Below are 17533 nucleotides of genomic sequence, written 5' to 3' on the forward strand. Positions count from 1 at the left end.
GATTTGTTTTTAAAATTTCATCCTAGTTTCTCTAGTTTTTTAAAAACGAATCCTCTATAATACTTGAGGGGAGGTGAATTGCTATGGCAGATACATTAGAGCGTGTAACGAAAATCATCGTAGACCGCCTTGGCGTTGATGAAGCTGACGTCAAACTTGAAGCTTCTTTCAAGGAAGACTTAGGTGCTGATTCCCTAGATGTAGTTGAGCTTGTTATGGAACTTGAAGACGAGTTTGATATGGAGATTTCTGACGAAGATGCTGAAAAGATTGCAACAGTCGGCGACGCTGTGAACTACATACAAAACCAGCAATAAGCTGATGCTAAAAGTCCCGCCTGACAGCGGGGCTTTAGCCCTTTAATCGTTCGGTTACCGGCGTCTGACGCTGTACGCGCTGCCGATTCCGTTTACGGCGGGGAGCGCGGTGAACCTGATGTGCCTATGGAGGTTACTATGTCAAAACACTCACATTTTAAAGATAAAAAAAAGTTCTATAAAAAAATAGAGCAATTTAAAGAGTTCCAAGAACGGATTTCGGTTCATTTTCAAAACGAGAAACTTTTGTATCAAGCATTTACACATTCATCTTATGTGAATGAGCATCGGAAAAAGCCGTATGAAGACAACGAAAGGCTTGAATTTTTAGGTGACGCTGTTTTGGAACTGACGATCTCCCAATTCTTATTTGCCAAATATCCGGCCATGAGTGAAGGAGATTTGACGAAGCTGAGAGCCGCTATCGTATGCGAGCCGTCACTCGTCTCACTTGCCCACGAATTGTCATTCGGCGATCTTGTTCTCTTGGGAAAAGGAGAAGAAATGACGGGCGGCAGAAAGCGTCCTGCGCTTTTAGCGGATGTGTTTGAAGCGTTTATCGGCGCACTGTATCTGGATCAGGGCCTTGAGCCGGTTCAGCAATTCCTGAAAGAGTACGTGTTCCCTAAAATAAACGATGGTGCTTTTTCTCATGTGATGGATTTCAAAAGCCAGCTTCAAGAATTTGTACAGCGGGACGGAAAAGGATCGCTTGAGTACAAAATTCTCAATGAAAAAGGGCCTGCCCACAACCGGGAATTCGAGGCGCTGGTCTCTCTTAAAGGTGAGGCGCTCGGCATCGGGAACGGACGTTCCAAAAAAGAAGCCGAGCAGCATGCGGCACAGGAAGCTCTTGCAAAATTGCAAAAACATCATACGAAACAATAAAATCCCCCTGTATCCCTAGGGGGATTTCAGTATGTCTGCGCCTGATATAAGCGGGTGATTATGATAATATTGAGATACTTATACGATAAGGAGGATCTGGGATGTTCCTCAAACGTTTAGACGTTATAGGATTTAAATCATTTGCAGAACGGATATCCGTTGACTTTGTAAAAGGCGTCACGGCCGTTGTCGGTCCGAACGGCAGCGGAAAGAGCAACATTACCGAAGCCATCCGCTGGGTGCTCGGCGAACAATCAGCCCGCTCGCTTCGGGGCGGAAAAATGGAAGATATCATTTTTGCGGGAAGTGATTCGCGCAAGCGGCTGAACCTTGCCGAAGTCACGTTAACGCTTGATAATGAAGATCAATTTCTCCCGATCGATTATCATGAAGTCAGCGTGACGAGACGGGTGTACCGTTCCGGAGAAAGTGAATTTCTCATCAACAATCAGCAGTGCCGCCTGAAAGACATCATTGACTTATTTATGGACTCCGGGCTTGGAAAAGAAGCATTCTCTATTATCAGTCAGGGGAAAGTCGAAGAGATTCTCAGCAGCAAAGCGGAAGACCGCCGCAGTATTTTTGAAGAAGCGGCCGGCGTGCTGAAATATAAAACACGAAAGAAAAAAGCGGAAAATAAACTGTTTGAGACGCAGGATAACTTAAACAGGGTGGAAGATATTCTCCACGAGCTTGAAGATCAGGTCGAACCGCTGAAAATCCAGGCATCAATCGCCAAAGACTACTTAGAAAAAAAGAAAGAGCTTGAGCATGTCGAAATTGCCCTTACCGCCTTTGACATCGAACAACTGCATGGCAGATGGTCGGGTTTAAAAGACAAGGTGCAGGCTGCTAAAGAAGAAGAATTGGCGGAATCATCGGCTCTGTCCGCAAAAGAAGCGATGATAGAAGAGACGAGAGATAAAATCCACGCGCTTGATGAATCCGTCAACGAACTGCAGCAGGTTCTGCTCGTGACAAGTGAAGAGCTGGAAAAGCTGGAAGGCCGGAAAGAAGTGCTGAAAGAGCGCAAAAAAAACGCCGCGCAAAACCGGGAACAGCTAGAGGAATCCGTTACACATTACACGAACAAAGAAGCCGAACTGAAAGCGGACATTGAAAAGCAGTCTGCCGTCTATGATAAACTTCGTGCGGAAGTGAAGCGGTTAAACGCCCAGGTGAAAGAAAAACAGCAGGCTCTCAGTCTGCATAATGAAAATGTAGAAGAGAAAATCGAACAATTAAAAAGCGATTACTTTGAATTGTTAAACAGTCAGGCGTCGATTCGCAACGAGCTGCAGCTTTTAGATGACCAGATGTCCCAATCTGCGGTCCAGCAGGCGAGACTGACCGCAAACAATGAAAAATACCTTGAAGAACGTAACGATATTGCAGTCCGCAAAGCGGCGTGCGAAGAAGAATTGGCCGCCGTTGAAGAGGATATTCACAATCAGGTCGTCCGCTTTCGCGAAGTCCAGACAGCATATGAACAGAAAAAACGCCAGTATGAAAAGAAAGAATCAGCGCTGTATCAGGCATATCAATTCGTCCAGCAGGCCAGATCCAAAAAAGATATGCTTGAAACGATGCAAGGCGATTTTTCAGGATTTTACCAAGGCGTAAAAGAAGTGCTGAAGCAGAAAGAGCAGCTTGGCGGCATCCGCGGCGCCGTTCTCGAACTGATTGCCACCGAACAAAAATATGAGACGGCGATCGAGATTGCACTCGGCGCAGCGGCGCAGCACGTTGTCACAGACGATGAGCAGGCGGCGCGGAAAGCGATTCAATATTTAAAACAGAATTCCTTCGGCCGCGCGACGTTCCTGCCGCTTACGGTTATGAAACCGCGCCAGCTCCAAACCCGTGATGAACAGACGGCTTCAAAGCATCCGTCTTTCCTCGGCACAGCGAGCGGGCTTGTCACATATGATGCGGCGTATCGGAATGTCATTCAAAACCTTCTCGGCACCGTGCTGATCACTGAAGATTTAAAAGGCGCGAATGAACTGGCCAAGCTTCTCGGGCACCGCTACCGCATCGTGACGCTTGAGGGCGATGTCGTCAATCCAGGCGGATCAATGACAGGGGGCGCGGTCAAAAAGAAAAACAATTCTCTGCTCGGCAGAAGCCGCGAGCTTGAGACGGTGACTGCGCGGCTTGCCGAAATGGAAGAAAAAACAGCTCTGCTCGAAAAAGAGGTCAAAGCGCTGAAGCAGGCCATTCAAGAGCTTGAACATACGCTGAGCGGCCTCCGTGAAGACGGTGAAGCTTTCAGAACAAAGCAGCAGGATGTAAAAGGCAGGCTGTATGAACTCGAAGTTGCTGAAAAGAACATCAATACCCATCTGGAGCTTTACGATCAGGAGAAAGCATCACTGACGGAAAGCAGCCGGGAAAAAGAGACGCGCAAATCAGCTCTGGAAGAACAGCTGAGTGAGGCATCCGGCCAGCTGAAAGAGCTTGAGGAAGAGATGGAAAGGCTGACAAAACAAAAGCAGACCCTATCCTCAACAAAAGAAACGCTCTCTCATGAACTGACGGAATGTAAAGTGGCCGCTGCGAAAAAAGAACAGGCGTGCTCGAGTGAGGAAGACAATCTCAAAAGGCTGAAAAAAGAGCTTGAAGAAACGCAGCTCGCTCTGAAAGAAACACGGGAAGATTTAAGCCTCCTGACCTCAGAGATGACGTCCAGCACAAGCGGAGAGGAGCAGCTTGAAGAAGCAGCCCATCATAAGCTTCACGATAAAACGAGAACGATCGAATTGATCGCCAGCCGGCGCGACCAGCGTGTGAAGCTCCAGCGGGCGCTTGATACGAACGAGCTTGAGCTGAAAGAGATGAAGCGTCTGTACAAGCAAAAAACGGACATTCTGAAAGATGAAGAGGTAAAACTCGGCCGGATGGAAGTTGAGCTTGATAATCTCTTGCAATATTTACGCGTGGAGTACAGCTTATCCTTTGAAGGGGCAAAAGAACAATATCAGCTTGAACTCGAGCCTGAAGAGGCGAGAAAACGGGTCAAACTGATCAAGCTTTCAATTGAAGAGCTCGGAACGGTCAATCTCGGCAGCATCGATGAGTTTGAAAGAGTAAACGAACGGTATCAGTTTTTAACAGAGCAGAAAAATGACCTGACGGAAGCGAAAAACACACTGTTTCAAGTCATTGAAGAAATGGATTCTGAAATGACGAAGCGATTCCATGAAACGTTTATCCAGATCCGTTCTCAATTCAACGATGTGTTCCGTTCTTTATTCGGAGGAGGACGGGCTGAACTGAAGCTGACTGATCCGAATGATCTTCTTAATTCCGGGGTGGACATTATCGCGCAGCCTCCGGGCAAAAAACTGCAAAACTTAAATCTTTTGTCAGGGGGAGAACGGGCGCTGACTGCCATTGCCCTTTTATTCTCTATTCTGAAAGTAAGGCCCGTGCCGTTCTGCGTCCTTGATGAAGTGGAAGCTGCGCTTGATGAAGCCAATGTATTCAGGTTTGCGCAATATTTAAAAAAATACAGCGGCGACAGCCAGTTTATCGTCATCACCCACAGAAAAGGCACCATGGAAGAAGCGGATGTCCTCTACGGTGTTACGATGCAGGAATCCGGCGTTTCCCGAATGGTTTCGGTCAAACTGGAAGAAACAAAAGAATTCGTTCAGTAACGAGGAAAGAGGTTGAAAGATGAGCTTTTTTAAAAAATTAAAAGAGAAAATCACGAAACAGACAGACTCCGTCTCTGAAAAATTTAAAGATGGTCTTGAAAAAACAAGAAATTCCTTCTCAAATAAAGTGAACGAACTCGTCTCCCGCTACCGGAAAGTCGACGAGGATTTCTTCGAGGAGCTTGAGGAAGTGCTGATTGGCGCTGACGTAGGTTTTACAACCGTCATGGAGCTGATTGATGAGCTCAAAAAAGAAGTGAAGCTGAAAAACATCCAGGATCCTCAGGAAGTGCAGTCCGTCATTTCTGAAAAGCTTGTCGACATTTATAACAGCGGCGACGAACAGATTTCTGAATTAAATATTCAGGACGGGCGCCTGAACGTTATTCTGCTTGTCGGGGTAAACGGTGTCGGAAAAACGACAACGATCGGAAAACTTGCCCATAAGTTGAAGAATGAAGGCAAATCCGTTGTGCTCGCTGCCGGAGACACCTTCAGAGCCGGGGCGATTGAACAGCTTGAAGTGTGGGGAGAGCGTACAGGCGTGCCTGTCATTAAGCAGGCTGCCGGAAGCGACCCTGCGGCGGTTATTTATGATGCCGTACACGCGGCTAAAGCAAGAGGAGCGGATGTGCTGATTTGTGATACGGCCGGCCGCCTTCAGAATAAAGTTAACTTAATGAAAGAGCTTGAAAAGGTCAAACGCGTCATCGAACGCGAAGTGCCTGAGGCTCCGCATGAGGTTCTCCTCGCGCTTGACGCGACGACAGGTCAGAATGCGATGGCGCAGGCGAAAGAATTCTCCAAAGCGACGAATGTGACGGGTATCGCATTAACGAAGCTTGACGGCACCGCAAAAGGCGGTATCGTTCTGGCGATCCGCAATGAGCTTCACATCCCCGTGAAACTGGTCGGCCTTGGAGAAAAGGTTGACGATCTCCAGCGGTTTGATGCAGAATCTTACGTATACGGTCTCTTTTCGGATTTAGTTGAAAAAGCCGAGGATTAATGAATAAAAAACGAGTATAAAATGGACGGTTTTATACTCGTTTTTTTATACGCATTGATAGATCGGAATGGAGGGGACAGTTGTTGGACAAATGGCTGAAAGCTGAATTGGAAAGTAAGATCGGCGCGATAAACCATATGTTGCTGCTGGATGAACAGGGAGGCACTTCAACCGTTCGAAAAATAGTGACCGGTCAAGACGCATTTTTGCTGAAAAGTTCTTTTCAACAGAAGTATCGGGAATGGTTAATGAGAGAAGCCTTCGTTTTACAACAACTGACGGAAACTCGTCGTCTGCCTGTTCCTATTTATTATGGGATGATACAGGAACAGCATGCCAGCCATATCATCATGTCATTTGAGGATGGAATCACCCTGACTTCGGCTTTAAGAAAAGCCAAAGGGGATACTGAAAAGAAAAAGCTGATCAAAAGTTTCGGCCAGTTTCTGCAGCGGCTGCATGAAACCGAAATGGTCTCTGGTTTACAGCCGGAAACAGACTGGCTCGATCTGCAAATCAAACGAGCCGGGGAATATGTCAAAAAAGGACAAGCTGAAGGAAGTGCAGAGCTTTTGAAGGAATTGGACAGGTACAGGCCTGTTCCTGTTCAGCAGACAATGATTCACGGTGACTGCACGACTGATAATGTGCTGGTGAGAGACGGAGAGGTCTATCTGTTTATCGATGCTGCGGGAATATCGGCGGGAGATCCGCGTTATGATGAATCATTAGCGATCAGTCGTTTTGTCACAAATGAAGCATGCCTCAATGCTTTTTACGAAGGTTATTGCCGCTATCGTGTATCAAAACAAGAATTCGAGTATTTTAACGACGGTCTGTATGAATTTTTTTGAAAACTTATTATGTAAAAAGAGCATCATGCTTTGACAAGATAAAAACTTGACACACGCTCTGAAACCATGTAAACTAAGTTTTTGTAAAGGGATTTGACTTAACAAAGGGGAGAGCTCAAATGTCGCTCGAAAAAACGACGAGAATGAACTATTTGTTTGACTTCTATCAGTCGTTGCTGACGTCAAAACAAAAGAGCTATATGTCGCTTTATTATCTGGACGATTTCTCCCTTGGTGAAATAGCCGAAGAGTATGACGTTTCAAGGCAAGCCGTTTACGATAACATCAAACGGACTGAAGCGATGCTTGAACAATATGAAGAAAAACTGCTCCTTTTTAAAAAGTTTCAGGAGCGTAAAGAAATGTTTACAAAGCTGAAAGAGCTTGCTTCCGGCTTGCAGGAAGAGGAAAAAATGACGGCTCTGATTGAAGCGCTTGAGAAATTAGATTAGGAGGCGGCAAACAATGGCATTTGAAGGATTAGCCGACCGACTGCAAAAGACGATTTCAAAAATCCGCGGAAAAGGAAAAGTCAGCGAACAAGACGTAAAAGAGATGATGCGTGAAGTCCGTCTTGCGCTTCTTGAGGCTGACGTTAACTTTAAAGTCGTAAAGGATTTTGTGAAAAAAGTAAGTGAACGGGCTGTCGGACAGGACGTCATGCAGAGTCTGACACCCGGTCAGCAGGTTATTAAAGTCGTAAAAGAAGAGCTTACCGAGCTGATGGGCGGCGAAGAAAGCAAAATTGCCGCCGCCAAACGCCCGCCGACCGTTATTATGATGGTCGGGCTCCAAGGTGCCGGTAAAACGACAACCACGGGGAAGCTTGCCAACCTGCTGCGCAAAAAACATAACCGCAAACCGCTGCTCGTGGCTGCGGATATTTACCGCCCCGCCGCGATTAAACAGCTGGAAACACTGGGGAAACAGCTTGATATGCCGGTCTTTTCGCTTGGCGATCAGGTCAGCCCGGTGGAAATTGCCAGACAGGCGATTGAAAAAGCGAAGGAAGAGCATCATGATTATGTGATTTTAGATACCGCCGGACGGCTGCACATCGATCATGAACTGATGGATGAGCTCTCCGGCGTAAAGGAAGTCGCAAATCCTGAGGAAATTTTCCTTGTCGTCGACTCAATGACCGGTCAGGATGCGGTAAACGTCGCCAAAAGCTTTAATGACCAGCTCGGTTTAACAGGCGTCATTTTAACAAAGCTTGACGGGGATACCCGCGGAGGTGCGGCGCTTTCTATCCGCGCGGTCACCGAAACGCCGATTAAGTTCGCCGGAATGGGAGAAAAGCTCGATGCTCTTGAAGCGTTCCATCCTGAACGGATGGCATCCCGGATTCTCGGAATGGGTGACGTGCTGACGCTGATTGAAAAAGCTCAGGCGACCGTTGATGAAGACAAAGCCAAAGAGCTTGAGCAGAAAATGAGAACGATGAGCTTCACATTGGATGATTTTCTGGAGCAGCTCGGCCAGGTCCGAAACATGGGGCCTCTTGACGAACTGCTGCAAATGATGCCCGGCGCAGGCAAAATGAAAGGCTTAAAAAACATCCAAGTCGATGAAAAACAGCTGAATCATGTGGAAGCGATCATTAAATCAATGACTGTTCTTGAAAAAGAACAGCCGGATATTATTAACGCCAGCCGGCGGAAGCGGATTGCCAAAGGAAGCGGAACATCCGTTCAGGAAGTCAACCGTCTTTTAAAGCAGTTTGAGGAAATGAAAAAAATGATGAAGCAGATGACCAACATGTCAAAAGGGAAGAAAAAAGGCTTTAAATTACCTTTTATGTAATCGGTTATACATGATAAAACCGTTGTTAAGAAAAAACACTTTACAAACACTTTTATCATTGTTAATATACTATCTTGTTGAAATATTTTCGGAGGTGCTAGTAAAATGGCAGTAAAAATTCGTTTAAAACGTATGGGAGCAAAAAAATCTCCTTTCTATCGTATTGTTGTAGCAGATTCTCGTTCACCGCGTGACGGCCGTTTCATCGAAACAGTCGGCACATACAACCCGGTTGCAAAGCCGGCTGAAGTGAAAATCAACGAAGAGCTTGCTCTTAAATGGCTTCAAACAGGAGCTAAACCTTCTGATACAGTCCGCAACTTGTTCTCAAGCCAAGGAATTATGGAAAAATTCCACAACGCTAAACAAGGCAAGTAATGACTGATCAGAACTTGGAAGATTTGATTGTCAGCATTGTGGCTCCGCTTGTCGACCATCCGGAAGACATAACGGTCACAAAGGAAGAGACTGATCAAAAGATTGCGCTGCGCTTATCTGTCAATAAGTCAGATACCGGTAAGATTATCGGAAAGCAAGGCCGGACTGCAAGAGCGATTCGAACCGTCGTTTTTGCAGCTGGCGCACAGTCTTCTAAGAAAGTTCAATTTGAAATATTTGACTGAAAAAGGGAGAGGGCCGGCACCTCCCCTTTTTTTACACGTAAAAAAGGCAAATGAACAGAAATATGTTGGAAGAGTGGGGAGTCTGGTCCTATGCAGATTATTCACAGGGTAACCGTTATGCAGGTTCTGACCGAGCAAAGCAAGGAAAAGCTTTTGGCCTCTTTTGCAGAAAAAAAGCAAACGCTTGAACGAGAATGCAGCCAGCTCTATTTTCAGCTTAGAAAACATGAAAAAGATCAGCAGAATCCCGATGTAGCGGAATCTTTTAAAAAAGCCATTGAAAAAAGACAAGACAAAATCAAAATGATCGATTTCCAAATAAGCCAGACAGAGTCGCTCCCGCTTGGAAGCGAAGTGAAGGAAAAGGAGATCGATGCGCTGCTTTCAATCAATGTCGGTGATAACTGGCATGAAAAAACAGCGGCAAATACCATCGTCATAAAAGACGGGGTAGTAATTGAAATCCGCCCGAGGTGATAATATGACAAACAGATGGTTTAATGTAGGCAAAATTGTAAATACCCACGGCATTAAAGGCGAAGTGCGGGTCATTTCTAAAACGGACTTTGCCGAAGAACGGTACAAGCCCGGCAATACGCTCTATTTGTTTGCGGAAGGGGCTGCGGAGCCAATCAAAGTAACGGTCAGCGCCCACAGGCTTCACAAACAGTTTCACCTGCTGCAATTCAAAGAAATGCCGAGTCTCAATGAAGTCGAACACTTAAGAAACATGGTGATCAAAGTCCCTGAAGAAGACTTGGGAGAGCTTGAAGAAGATGAATTTTATTTTCATGAAATCATCGGCTGCGAGGTTGTGTCAGAAGACGGGGAACTGATCGGCACAGTGAAGGAAATCTTGACGCCCGGGGCTAATGACGTATGGGTGGTTGCAAGAAAAGGCAAAAAAGATGCGCTCATTCCGTATATTGCTTCTGTGGTAAAGGATATTAATATAAATGAGAAGAAAATTAAGATTCATGTAATGGAAGGGTTAATAGACGAATGAAAATCGACTTTTTAACACTGTTTCCCGAAATGTTTCAAGGGGTGCTCGGCTCATCCATTCTGCAAAAAGCACAGGAAAAAGAGGCTGTCCGTTTTGACGTCATCAATTTCCGGGCTTTTTCGGATAATAAACACCAAACGGTTGATGATTACCCGTACGGCGGGGGAGCCGGGATGGTGTTAAAGCCGCAGCCTGTATTTGATGCGGTTGAAAAGCTGACAGCCGGTACGGACGCCAAGCCGCGCATTATTCTCGTCTGCCCGCAAGGTGAGCGTTATACGCAGAAGAAAGCCGAGGAGCTGGCGGAAGAGGAACATCTCATGTTTATTTGCGGACATTATGAAGGGTATGATGAACGGATCCGGGAACATCTTGTCACTGATGAAATCTCCATCGGGGATTTTGTGCTGACCGGGGGAGAGCTCCCTGCCATGATGATCGCCGACAGCGTTGTCAGGCTTTTGCCGGGCGTCCTCGGAAAAGAAGCATCCCACGTGGAGGATTCCTTCAGCACGGGGCTTTTAGAGCATCCGCACTATACGAGGCCAGCAGATTATAAAGGCTTAAAAGTGCCTGAGACCCTTCTGTCCGGCAACCATGCCAAAATACAAGAATGGCGCAATAAAGAATCAATCAGAAGAACCTTTTTAAGACGTCCGGATCTTCTTGAAAACTATCCTCTCACTGATGAGCAAAGAAAATGGATTTCCGAGTGGGAAAACGAATAGATTCTATTGCGCAGGTGATGAAGATATGATAAGATACTACTTGTGGCTTAAGGAGGCTTATCCTTCAGAAGCTTGAAAACGATGTTCCGCTGTGCCTTGCAGTTGTGGCCAAGAGCATCTGTTGGAAGGAGTTGAAAACGATGCAAAAACTAATTCAAGATATCACAAAAGAACAGCTTCGCACTGATCTTCCTGCGTTCCGTCCTGGTGACACTTTACGTGTACACGTAAAAGTTGTTGAGGGTAACCGTGAGCGTATCCAGATCTTCGAAGGTGTTGTGATCAAGCGTCGTGGTGGTGGAATCAGCGAAACGTTCACAGTTCGTAAGATTTCTTACGGTGTTGGCGTTGAACGTACATTCCCTGTACACACACCAAAAATCGCGAAAATCGAAGTTGTACGTTACGGTAAAGTACGTCGCGCTAAGCTTTACTACCTGCGTGAACTTCGCGGAAAAGCGGCTCGTATTAAAGAAATCAGACGATAATGATAACGAACGAAAAGAGCTTGTTACCCGTAACAGGCTCTTTTTTTATATGAAATTTGTAAAAGCGGAACAAGCAACGTAAAATACATAAGAGATCATCGGAACATCCGGTTCCGGTAAATAAGGCAGGTGTCGAAGTCACATGACCATTCAATGGTTCCCGGGCCATATGGCTAAAGCGAGACGGGAAGTAACAGAAAAACTGAAATTAATTGATATCGTATACGAATTGGTGGATGCGAGAATCCCGATGTCATCGAGAAATCCGATGATTGAGGAGATTTTAAAAAATAAGCCGCGCATTATGCTTTTAAATAAAGCCGATAAGGCGGATGCGGCTGTGACTGCCCAGTGGAAGGACCACTTTCAGGAACAGGGCATTCCCTCTCTTTCAATAAACTCCGTTAACGGGCAGGGACTGCATCAAATCGTGCCGTCCTCGAAAGAGCTGCTGAAGGATAAGTTCGATAAAATGAAAGCAAAAGGCATTAGGCCGAGAGCAATCCGCGCATTAATCATCGGCATTCCGAATGTCGGCAAGTCTACGCTCATTAACCGGCTGGCCAAAAAAAACATTGCCAAGACGGGAGACAGGCCCGGCATTACCACTTCACAGCAGTGGGTAAAGGTAGGCAAGGAATTAGAGCTGCTCGATACACCGGGAATTTTATGGCCTAAATTTGAAGATGAGCTTGTCGGCTTGCGCCTGGCGATCACCGGGGCGATTAAAGATACGATTATCAACCTGCAGGATGTGGCTGTTTTCGGGCTGCGCTTTCTGGAAGAGCATTATCCCGACCGTTTGAAGGAGCGCTACGGACTTCAGGAAATCCCTGAGGATATCGCCGCTCTTTTCGACGCGATCGGTGAAAAACGCGGCTGTTTGATGGGCGGCGGAATGGTTGACTATGATAAAACAACGGAAGTCATCATTCGGGACATCCGTACGGAAAAATTCGGCAGGCTTTCATTTGAAGCACCATCAGAATAAAGACGCGCAGCGATGCGGGTCTTTATTTTTTCCGCAGAATACCGATATACATAATGTAAGGGAGAAGAGAACGTGAATACATTAACCGTAAAAAGCGTAAAAGAACGCCTGCAAGAGGTCAGGGACGAAAGCGACCCCTTCCTTGCCCAATGTGAGAAAGACCCGAGAAAAAGCGTACAGACGCTTTTAGAGCAATGGCTGAAAAAGCACGCGAAGGAAAAAGCTCTTAAAGAGCAATGGCTGAACATGACGGCATACGAAAGACTGTCATCCAAAAAGGGCTTCCGCCTGATTGCGGGTGTTGACGAAGCCGGAAGAGGGCCGCTTGCCGGACCGGTTGTCGCCGGCGCCGTCATTTTGCCGGCAGAATGCGAGATTCTCGGTCTCACGGACTCGAAGAAATTGTCGGAAAAGAAGCTCGAGGAGTATTACAGCAGGATCACGGAAGAAGCGGCGGCTGTAGGAGTCGGCATTGTCCATGCGGACGTTATTGACCGGATCAACATTTATGAGGCCGCGAGACTGGCGATGGTAAAAGCCGTCAATGCTTTAACGGAAACACCTGATTATCTGCTTGTTGATGCCATGACCCTTCCGCTTGACATTCCGCAGTCATCAGTTATAAAAGGGGATGCCAAAAGCGTGTCAATTGCCGCCGGAGCCTGCATAGCAAAAGTAACGCGGGACCGTCTCATGGCTGAGTACGCCAAAACCTACCCCATGTACGGCTTTGAAAAAAATAAAGGCTACGGAACGAAAGAACATCTTGAAGCTCTTCAGGCATACGGACCGACAACTATTCACCGAAAAACGTTCGCTCCCGTTCAATCTTATTGTTAGAAAAGAGGCTTAAGACATGAACATTAGCGGCGAAATCCAAGCGGCTTTCAGACAGCTGACGGCGGAAATCCCTCCGGACCGGCAGGACGGCGGTAAAGACAGCGGCGCTCAAAGGCTGCTGTTAGGGAAGGTTCTCCGTTTGCTGGACGATCAAAGCGCTCTTATCCAGATCGGCGGCCGGACGATGCAGGGAAAGCTTGAAACCGCCCTCCGACCGCAGGCGTATTACTGGTTTTCTTATGACAAACAGCCGGCGGAAAAAACGGGCCGGCTTCATGTCATCGACCAATTCGAAGGAAGCCCGAAAACCGTTCAGGAAGCGGCGGGTAGACTGTTAAACGCACTTTCCGTCAAACCGGGCCCTGTGTCTCTGCAGATTGCCGAAACGTTTATGCAGCAGAAGCTGCCGATGACGGAAAACAGCCTCAAAGCCTGCATCCGCTGGGCTGAATCGCTTCCGGCCTCCGAATTGAAAAAAGCGGCGGAAACAATCGTATTTGCGCTGAAACGGGAACTGCCCGCACATCCGGAAGTCTTGTCAGCCATTCATGCCGTTAAATATCCGGTTCCGACCCGTCGCCTCCTCTCAGGACTGCTTCAGGCAATCAATCAGGCTCCGCAATCGGCAAAAGAGCTGTCTGTGCTCAAAGAGGCGGTTTCTGACGTGTTAAACGCGGAAACGGATCTTCATGCAGAACGTCTCTTGAAGAAGCTTGCCGGGGCTGCACGCATGCCGATCTCAGAAACCGGGCTGATGGATGAAGGAGAACGGACGGAATCAAAACAATCACCATTTGTCCGAGAGACTCGTGAAAACGGAAAGGCAGTCTCAAGCCAACCTTCTCCTCCGAGTGCACGGACAGATCCGGAACTTCCTGAAAAAACGGCAAAACAGATTATAGAAAAATTAATGACATCGGCAGAAAAAACTGAAAACCGCCCAGTAAAAGTAACGGCGGAGATCATTAAGGCTTTCATTTCTCAAGAAAAAACATTTAAAACAGCACCTGTTCTTCAAAAAGCACATCTGACAGAACAGGAGGCGGCTGTTTTCGGAAAAGCCGTTCAGCTCACCGAATTGAAATATGCGGAAAAAGATGATGTATTAAGCCTTTTGCAGAAAATCAAAAAAGGATTGGGCACGCGTGATGAATTATCATTCATTACAGCGCTTGAAAAAGGCGTATCTCCGCAGCCGGAGAAACAAGCGCTGAAAACGGCCCTCCAAGCCGTCCGGACGCTTCAAGAAGCGCCCCAATCCGTTAAACAAGAGGCGGAACCGCTTATTCATAAATTAAACGGCCAGCTGTTTATTGAGCAGCATAACCCTTCTTTTACGCAGATGGTGCTGTCATTTCCGCTGGGAGCGTCCGCGTATGAGAATGATATCACAGTTCTCTTTAAAGGACGGAAGAAGCCGGACGGAAAACTTGATCCGTCACATTGCAGGCTCCTGTTTTTGCTGCATCTTGAAACACTGCAAGAAACCGTTGTGGACTGCATGATTCAGCAAAATGTAATGACCATTACGGTTGAGACTGATTTTGAGCTTCAGGCGGCCATCGACCCTCTCGTACCGGCTTTAAAAGAAGCCGTAAAAGAAACGGGCTTCAGCCTGTCAGGCGTCACGTCTAAAAAACGGCGCCCGAAAGACCAGAGCGCTCTTGTGGAAGAGTTTATAGAAAAAGACGGCGGAAGAAAAGTGGATGTGAAAATATGAAAGAGCAAACGCCGTTAAGAAGAGCTGTCGCCCTGCATTACGACCGGCAGAAAGACCAAGCCCCGAAGGTTGTCGCAACAGGCAGGGGGCATGTGGCGGAAAATATTATAAAAGAAGCTGAGAAGGCTGGGGTCCCCATTCAGGAAGACAGAACCCTTGTCGAATTAATGCGCCATTTGACGGTTGACGATCAGATACCGGAGGCGCTCTATGAAACCGTTGCCGAAATTTTTTCATTTGTTTACAGACTGGACGAAACCCTGAAAAACGAAAAATAAGGACCATTCATTTCCCGGACTCCGTTTAAATTTATATTTTCAATAAAATAAAAGTTAGAATGTTTGGAAGGATATAAAGATTTTGTTTTGAACCCTAGACAATTCTTCCAGTATTATATAGAATGAAAGCGCAGTCTATTTTTAGTTTTGCTACATAAGTTAGGAGGATGGGAAATGAATATCCATGAGTACCAGGGAAAAGAAGTCCTCAGAAAATACGGGGTGTCTGTTCCTGAAGGTAAAGTGGCTTTTACAGCAGAGGAAGCAGTTGAAAAAGCAGAGAGCCTGTCAAGCTCGGTTTATGTCGTAAAGGCGCAAATCCATGCTGGCGGCCGCGGCAAAGCTGGTGGGGTAAAGATTGCAAAAACAAAAGATGAAGTGAAAGAGTATGCCGAAGAACTGTTAGGCAAGACGCTCGTCACACATCAAACGGGTCCGGACGGACAAGTAATAAAACGCTTACTTATTGAAGAAGGCTGCGATATTAAAAAGGAATACTATGTCGGGCTTGTACTTGACCGCGCTACTTCAAGAATCGTTTTAATGGCGTCTGAAGAAGGCGGAACGGAGATTGAAGAAGTAGCGGAAAAAACACCTGAAAAAATTAAAAAAGCGGTAATTGATCCGGCTGTCGGCCTACAGGGCTATCAGGCAAGGGAAATTGCATTCGCAATTAACATCCCGAAAGAGCTTGTCGGCAAAGCCGCTAAATTTATGCTCGGTTTATATAAAGCATTTGTTGAGAAGGACTGCTCCATCGCCGAGATCAACCCTCTCGTCGTTACGGGGGACGGAAACGTCATGGCGCTGGATGCTAAGCTGAACTTCGACAGCAATGCGTTATACAGACAAAAAGACATTATGGAATACAGAGATTTAGATGAAGAAGATCCGAAAGAAATCGAAGCGTCAAAATACGATTTAAGCTACATTTCCCTTGATGGAAATATCGGCTGTATGGTAAACGGCGCGGGTCTTGCAATGTCTACAATGGATATCATTAAACACTACGGCGGAGAACCTGCAAACTTCCTTGATGTCGGGGGCGGCGCAACCGCAGAAAAAGTGACGGAAGCTTTTAAAATCATTCTTTCCGATCAAAACGTAAAAGGAATTTTCGTTAATATTTTCGGAGGCATCATGAAGTGTGATGTTATCGCCGAGGGCGTTGTTGAAGCGACGAGACAAGTCGGATTGACATTGCCGCTGGTCGTGCGCCTTGAAGGGACAAACGTAGATTTAGGAAAGAAAATCCTGAATGAATCAGGCTTAAACATCACATCTGCGGAATCAATGGCAGACGGCGCACAGAAAATCGTATCCTTAGTTTAGGAAAGAATGAAAGGCAGGGGACCAGATAATGAGTGTTTTTATCAATAAAGATACAAGAGTTATTGTACAGGGGATTACAGGTTCTACCGCTTTATTTCATACAAAGCAGATGCTGGAATACGGCACGAATATCGTTGGCGGTGTAACACCTGGAAAAGGCGGAACGGAAGCGGAAGGCGTACCGGTATTCAATACGGTCGCAGAAGCGGTTCATACAACGGGCGCTGATGCGTCAGTCATTTACGTTCCGGCTCCGTTTGCGGCGGACGCAATTATGGAAGCGGTTGACGCGGAAATTGATCTTGTCATTTGTATCACTGAGCACATTCCGGTTTTGGACATGGTGAAAGTGAAGCGCTTTATGGAAGGCAAGAAAACGAGATTAATAGGGCCGAACTGCCCGGGTGTTATTACACCTGAAGAATGCAAGATCGGCATTATGCCGGGATACATTCATAAAAAGGGTCATGTCGGCGTTGTATCCCGTTCAGGAACATTGACATACGAGGCCGTCCATCAGCTTTCAGAAGCCGGCGTAGGCCAGTCTACCGCTGTAGGGATCGGCGGCGATCCGGTCAACGGCACGAACTTTATTGACGTGTTAAAAGCGTTCAATGAAGATCCTGAAACACATGCCGTTATCATGATCGGAGAAATCGGCGGCACAGCTGAAGAAGAAGCGGCTGAGTGGGTGAAAGCAAACATGACGAAGCCTGTTGTCGGCTTTATCGGCGGTAAAACCGCCCCTCCGGGAAAACGCATGGGCCATGCGGGCGCCATCATCTCCGGAGGAAAAGGCACGGCAGAAGAAAAAGTCAAAACGATGAACGCCTGCGGAATTGAAGTCGCGGAAACCCCTTCTGTAATGGGTGAAACGCTGATTAAGGTGTTAAAAGAAAAAGGCTTATTTGAAACGTGCAAAACGCACTGATCGAAGCAGGGGCAGCCGTAACGGCTGTTCCTGTTTTTGCTGAAAAAAGAGGAGGTTGCC

Annotated in this window: 19 protein-coding genes; all 19 read left to right on the top strand. The window is 46.7% G+C overall.

From position 1 onward, the window contains the following. The first annotated feature begins 83 nt into the window (after window positions 1-83). Window positions 84-317, top strand: a complete 234-nt coding sequence (acpP, locus tag VP472_RS07910) for an acyl carrier protein (RefSeq protein WP_003154310.1) — start codon at window positions 84-86, stop codon at window positions 315-317. Window positions 318-455: 138 nt separating this feature from the next. Then, window positions 456-1205 (top strand): ribonuclease III, encoded by a 750-nt coding sequence (gene rncS / locus VP472_RS07915; RefSeq protein WP_003154303.1) that lies wholly within the window; start codon window positions 456-458, stop codon window positions 1203-1205. A 101-nt stretch (window positions 1206-1306) separates the two neighbouring features. Continuing rightward, complete coding sequence (gene smc, locus VP472_RS07920; RefSeq protein WP_146276760.1) at window positions 1307-4867, top strand: chromosome segregation protein SMC; 3561 nt, start codon at window positions 1307-1309, stop codon at window positions 4865-4867. 19 nt (window positions 4868-4886) lie between these two features. Further along, window positions 4887-5876, top strand: a complete 990-nt coding sequence (ftsY, locus tag VP472_RS07925) for a signal recognition particle-docking protein FtsY (protein WP_003154301.1) — start codon at window positions 4887-4889, stop codon at window positions 5874-5876. 83 nt (window positions 5877-5959) lie between these two features. Next, the gene (locus tag VP472_RS07930; protein ID WP_070081816.1) at window positions 5960-6730 is read left to right on the top strand and encodes a phosphotransferase family protein; all 771 of its coding nucleotides are present in this window, start codon (window positions 5960-5962) and stop codon (window positions 6728-6730) included. A 119-nt stretch (window positions 6731-6849) separates the two neighbouring features. Next, the gene (locus tag VP472_RS07935; RefSeq protein WP_003154299.1) at window positions 6850-7182 is read left to right on the top strand and encodes a putative DNA-binding protein; all 333 of its coding nucleotides are present in this window, start codon (window positions 6850-6852) and stop codon (window positions 7180-7182) included. Between the two features lie 13 nt (window positions 7183-7195). Beyond that, window positions 7196-8536 carry a signal recognition particle protein gene (gene ffh / locus VP472_RS07940; RefSeq protein WP_003154298.1) on the top strand — a complete coding sequence of 447 codons (1341 nt, stop codon included), beginning with the start codon at window positions 7196-7198 and terminating at the stop codon, window positions 8534-8536. 105 nt (window positions 8537-8641) lie between these two features. Next, window positions 8642-8914 carry a 30S ribosomal protein S16 gene (gene rpsP / locus VP472_RS07945; RefSeq protein ID WP_003154296.1) on the top strand — a complete coding sequence of 91 codons (273 nt, stop codon included), beginning with the start codon at window positions 8642-8644 and terminating at the stop codon, window positions 8912-8914. After that, on the top strand, window positions 8914-9159 hold the full coding sequence (locus VP472_RS07950; RefSeq protein ID WP_007611392.1) for a KH domain-containing protein: 246 nt from the start codon (window positions 8914-8916) through the stop codon (window positions 9157-9159). Before rpsP ends, VP472_RS07950 begins: the two co-directional genes overlap by 1 nt. Before the next feature lie 90 nt (window positions 9160-9249). After that, window positions 9250-9636: a YlqD family protein gene (locus VP472_RS07955; RefSeq protein WP_003154291.1), complete on the top strand. Its 387-nt coding sequence runs from the start codon at window positions 9250-9252 to the stop codon at window positions 9634-9636. A gap of 4 nt (window positions 9637-9640) precedes the next feature. Further along, a complete protein-coding gene (gene rimM / locus VP472_RS07960) occupies window positions 9641-10165 on the top strand; it encodes a ribosome maturation factor RimM (protein ID WP_003154290.1) in 525 nt (174 codons plus the stop codon). Next, complete coding sequence (gene trmD, locus VP472_RS07965; protein ID WP_003154289.1) at window positions 10162-10893, top strand: tRNA (guanosine(37)-N1)-methyltransferase TrmD; 732 nt, start codon at window positions 10162-10164, stop codon at window positions 10891-10893. The genes rimM and trmD overlap by 4 nt, the downstream gene beginning before the upstream one ends. A gap of 140 nt (window positions 10894-11033) precedes the next feature. Beyond that, window positions 11034-11381, top strand: a complete 348-nt coding sequence (gene rplS / locus VP472_RS07970) for a 50S ribosomal protein L19 (protein WP_003154288.1) — start codon at window positions 11034-11036, stop codon at window positions 11379-11381. Window positions 11382-11523: 142 nt separating this feature from the next. Further along, the gene (ylqF, locus tag VP472_RS07975) at window positions 11524-12372 is read left to right on the top strand and encodes a ribosome biogenesis GTPase YlqF (protein ID WP_070081818.1); all 849 of its coding nucleotides are present in this window, start codon (window positions 11524-11526) and stop codon (window positions 12370-12372) included. Between the two features lie 72 nt (window positions 12373-12444). Further along, window positions 12445-13212, top strand: a complete 768-nt coding sequence (locus tag VP472_RS07980) for a ribonuclease HII (RefSeq protein ID WP_007611398.1) — start codon at window positions 12445-12447, stop codon at window positions 13210-13212. Between the two features lie 16 nt (window positions 13213-13228). After that, entirely contained in the window at window positions 13229-14932 is a 1704-nt protein-coding gene (locus tag VP472_RS07985; RefSeq protein ID WP_146276762.1) for a glycosyl transferase, read from the top strand. Next, a complete protein-coding gene (locus tag VP472_RS07990) occupies window positions 14929-15210 on the top strand; it encodes a FlhB-like flagellar biosynthesis protein (RefSeq protein WP_007409769.1) in 282 nt (93 codons plus the stop codon). Before VP472_RS07985 ends, VP472_RS07990 begins: the two co-directional genes overlap by 4 nt. A gap of 174 nt (window positions 15211-15384) precedes the next feature. After that, the gene (sucC, locus tag VP472_RS07995) at window positions 15385-16542 is read left to right on the top strand and encodes an ADP-forming succinate--CoA ligase subunit beta (RefSeq protein ID WP_003154283.1); all 1158 of its coding nucleotides are present in this window, start codon (window positions 15385-15387) and stop codon (window positions 16540-16542) included. A 28-nt stretch (window positions 16543-16570) separates the two neighbouring features. Continuing rightward, the gene (sucD, locus tag VP472_RS08000; protein ID WP_003154281.1) at window positions 16571-17473 is read left to right on the top strand and encodes a succinate--CoA ligase subunit alpha; all 903 of its coding nucleotides are present in this window, start codon (window positions 16571-16573) and stop codon (window positions 17471-17473) included. Window positions 17474-17533 lie beyond the last annotated feature (60 nt).

The sequence above is a fragment of the Bacillus sp. MT(2024) genome (assembly GCF_036362845.1).
Lineage (GTDB): Bacteria > Bacillota > Bacilli > Bacillales > Bacillaceae > Bacillus > Bacillus velezensis.